This is a genomic window from Polaromonas sp. P1_G4 (assembly GCF_056405475.1).
Genome location: NZ_JBFUCA010000571.1, coordinates 1 through 2539, shown reverse-complemented (window position 1 = coordinate 2539; position 2539 = coordinate 1). Strand labels below are relative to the sequence as shown.

Annotated in this window: 2 protein-coding genes and 1 pseudogene; 1 reads left to right on the top strand and 2 read right to left on the bottom strand. The window is 60.8% G+C overall.

Features of this window, described 5'->3' with window-relative positions; all coding sequences use genetic code 11:
* Window positions 1-315 (top strand): RapZ C-terminal domain-containing protein (locus tag AC1D1X_RS20640; RefSeq protein ID WP_477699041.1); only part of this gene is annotated, 315 nt, incomplete at its 5' end.
* Between the two features lie 49 nt (window positions 316-364).
* On the opposite strand, the gene mutY is transcribed toward AC1D1X_RS20640, so the two are convergent.
* Together mutY and AC1D1X_RS20630 are read right to left on the bottom strand one after the other, a co-directional pair.
* Window positions 365-1444, bottom strand: coding sequence for an A/G-specific adenine glycosylase (gene mutY, locus AC1D1X_RS20635; protein WP_477668276.1), 1080 nt, complete (start codon window positions 1442-1444; stop codon window positions 365-367).
* A gap of 54 nt (window positions 1445-1498) precedes the next feature.
* A pseudogene (locus AC1D1X_RS20630) lies at window positions 1499-2539 on the bottom strand (dynamin family protein); the annotation flags it as partial.

Below are 2539 nucleotides of genomic sequence, written 5' to 3'. Positions count from 1 at the left end.
GATTACGTGTTTGACGTTCGCATGCTGCCCAACCCACACTATGAATCGGGCCTGCGCCACCTGACCGGGCTTGATGAGGCCGTGGCGAGCTATCTCAAGGCCCACACGGAAGTGGGCGACATGTTCCGTCATATCGAGCAGTTTCTCGGTCATTGGCTGCATGCGCTGGTACGTGACCACCGGAGTTATGTGACCGTGGCCATCGGCTGCACCGGCGGCCAACACCGATCCGTCTACCTTGTCGAGGAATTGGCCGCAGCTTTTGGCCAGCAGTGGCGAACGCTGAAGCGGCATCGCGAGCTCGACGCCGTTTGAGTCCAGATAAGGCTGGGCACGGCCTCATCTTCCAGTACAGCGGGCAGGCCTAAGCGTCCCGTTCCAGCAGTTTGCGTATGGGCGCGGGCAGCCCCAGTGCAGGCCATTCGGCGGGGCCGAACCACGCACCGGGCCGTTCATCTGAAACCAAAGACCTGGGCATGGTTTGCCCGGCCCGAAAACCTGCGATCCATGGCGACAGGTGCAAGTCCTTGTGTGTCAGCACGTGGACAAAACCTGGCAGTGGATCGAGCCTTTCCCGCAAGGAAGACGGCAAATCCGCAGTCAGCGCCTCATCACTCTCAAAAACTGGCAGGCAATAAAGCCCACCCCAGATTCCCCGGCCGGGGCGCTTTTCAAGCCAGACCGAGCCATCAGGCTTCTGCGCCCACAGCAAACTCAGCGCCTGCGCACTGCGCTTGAGCTTTCGTGTCTTCACGGGATACCTGCCGGGATCGCCGGCGGCAAAACCGCGGCACAGGTTTTGTACGGGGCATAACAGGCACTGGGGCTGGCGGCCCACGCAAATCGTGGCACCAAGATCCATCAGTCCCTGCGTATAGCGCGGCATGGTTTCGGGCAGGTCCTGCTCAGGCAGCAGCTCTGCAGCCGTGTCCCAAAGCGCCCGTTCATTGGCACTTTGAGCCAGATCAGCAGAAAAACCCAGCACCCGCGTTAGCACCCGTTTGACGTTGCCATCCAGAATCGCAACACGTTCGCCAAAACAAAACGAGGCGATGGCCGCGGCGGTTGAACGGCCTATGCCTGGCAGAGTCTGGAGCTGCTCGGCCGTCTCCGGGAATCGCCCGGCATGCAATGCCATGACGTCCTGAGCGCAGCGGTGCAGATTGCGCGCGCGACTGTAATAACCCAGCCCGCTCCACAAGCCCAGCACCTCGTCTTCGCCAGCCACAGCCAGCTCCTTGACCGTCGGGAAGCGCAGGAGAAATCGCGCGTAATAGTCCAGAACCGTTGCGACCTGGGTTTGCTGCAACATGATTTCAGACAGCCAAACGCGGTAAGGATCACGCGTGTTCTGCCAGGGAAGGCTGTTGCGTCCGTGGGAAGCCTGCCAGCGCACAATTTCCCCGGCAAATCCGGGCAACTGGCATGAGGCCGTTTGCTTCACAGCAACCGCTTTCCGCCCCGCAGGTGTCTTGGTGGATTGCGACCGCGTCAACGCTCAGGCAGCCTCGGGCACCGCGGCATTTTCTGCGGCAGCGGCGCCATCCGGCGTCCTGGACTGCGCTGAAGAGCCCATCAGATGGGAAGTCAGCTCCGTGAGCTTGTTGTCCAGCTCATCGAGCACACGCTCCTGGATGTCGATTTCAGCGATCCGCTCATCCAGACCAGACGCCGCTTGCTGGATGCGCTCGATAGCTTCAAGCCTGCGGCCGAAATTGCGCCGCCGCTCGCGCAACTGCGCATCAAGCTGCGATGCCGCTGACTTGTTCCAGAGCTCAACTTCGCCAAGGGCGGATTCGTAGACCACCCGCAAGCGCGTGGCCAGGGCACGTACCAGCCGCTCGGAAAATTCCGGCTGGGAAAGTTTCAGAACATTGCCCACACCCAGATATTGCAAATGGCTGCGCTCAATTTGCTCCAGGTCGTGCTCATAGCGGATCAGCTCCGGCTCTTTTGGCGCCTGCAGCGAAAAACTGAACTCGGCATTGAGCTGGCGAAAGGATGCAGTCAACATGGACTGGATTTCACTGCTCATGATCTGTGACTTCTGCAGTCCCTCGCGAAGGCGGGAAAAAGTCTGGCCATAAGCCTTCTTGACGCCCAGCTTGATGCCCGGCTGCTTCAGCGCATGCGTCAGCTCGGCCAGTTCTGCCTTGAGCGTCGGCGTGCTGAGCAGATTGAATACGTCACGGAGCAATTTGAGGTGGACGGAACGTACCGCGTGAATTTTCGAGCCGCTGGTGTCGAACTCAGCCTGCTCCTGCTCGATGCGGCTGCGCATGTGCTTGATGACCGAGACGTTCTTTCCTCTCAGGCCACGCAACTCAATCATCTGTTCGGCCAGATCGCGCCGGCGGATGTGCATGGCCCGCCCCGCTTCGGTCCGGAGTTCGCTGATACCGCCCGACACCGCTGTACGCAGAATTTTTTGGCGCTGTCCCATCACGCCCTGCCCCAGCGCCAGCTCGAGGGCAGGCAGGTGGCTGGCCTCCAGCAAGGCCTTGTCTCGCGTGACCTTGGCCACCAGCCCTTTTTGGGC